This is a genomic window from Agaribacillus sp. DX54, from assembly GCF_056858335.1.
On the sequence record NZ_JBXEQE010000124.1, the window covers coordinates 1 to 532 of the forward strand.

The 532-nt window shown below is 36.8% G+C and carries 1 protein-coding gene; it reads left to right on the plus strand.

The features are described from left to right. A partial coding sequence (locus tag AC04NP_RS30620; RefSeq protein WP_482863938.1) for an AMP-binding protein occupies positions 1–532 on the plus strand: 532 nt, incomplete at both ends.

Sequence of the window (532 nt, forward strand, 5' to 3'; positions counted from 1 at the left end):
TGGCCTATGTGATCTATACCTCGGGCAGTACAGGTCGTCCAAAAGGAGTTCAGGTTGAACATAACAACATCGTCAGTTTAGCTACTAGTTGTGATTATCTTAGATTAAACAATAAAACAGTTTGGTTGTCAACTGGATCAATTTCCTTCGATGCAACTACTATAGAATATTGGGGTACCTTACTCAATGGAGGAGAGCTGGTATTAACTATTACTGATACGCTATTAAACACAAACCGTTTAAAAACAGTAATTCTGGAAAATAAAGTTAATACTATATGGATGACTGCTTCATGGTTCCATCAAGTAGTACTAGAAGACTTGAGTGTTTTCGCTTCCTTAAAATATTTATTGGTGGGAGGGGATATTGTATTGGCCATCTACACAAATAAAGTAAAAGAATTATTTCCGGAACTTACCATAGTCAATGGATATGGACCTACAGAGAATACTACTTTCTCGACTACCTATCATATTGAAAAAACCCGAGGTACGCTTCCAATTGGGAAGCCAATCAAAAACAGCTACGCATA